Genomic DNA, 423 nt, shown 5'->3' with positions numbered 1-423 from the left:
GCCCGTGACCTGTGCCTGTTGTGTCAGGCTGGCCTCACCGGCATTTGTAAGACTTCCCAACCCGCCACCATTCACGGCAAGCGTGGCCCCTGCGCTATTGGTCGCGGCTCCGGTTACCTGACTGTCGGTCAGGGTTGCAGTGCCGCTCTGGTTATCGAGTGTCTGGAGAAGGGCAGCATTTTGTGCCGTGAATGTGCCAGTGTTGGTTGTGGTGCCATCCACGGCACTGGCATCGATGGTCAGGGCATTGGCGTTTGTGACATTCCCAGCCACTTGAACCTTTTGGGCAAGGCTGGCTTCTCCGGCATTTGTGAGGCTTCCTAGCTTGCCACCACTGACTGCGAGTGTGGCCCCTGCGCTATTGGTAGTGGCTCCGGTTATCTGACTGTCGGTCAGGGTTGCGGTGCCGCTCTGGTTGGCGAG

At 59.6% G+C, this 423-nt stretch carries 1 protein-coding gene; it reads right to left on the bottom strand.

Translation table 11 applies throughout. The features are described from left to right. Positions 1-423, bottom strand: a 423-nt coding sequence (locus tag Absy_RS12550; RefSeq protein ID WP_048855094.1) for a hypothetical protein, incomplete at both ends; no start/stop codon positions are given.

This window comes from Acetobacter syzygii, from assembly GCF_000964225.1.
In the GTDB taxonomy this organism is placed as follows: Bacteria; Pseudomonadota; Alphaproteobacteria; order Acetobacterales; family Acetobacteraceae; genus Acetobacter; species Acetobacter syzygii.
Note: the sequence above shows the minus strand (reverse complement) of the source record. Positions and strands in the feature narration are given on the sequence as shown.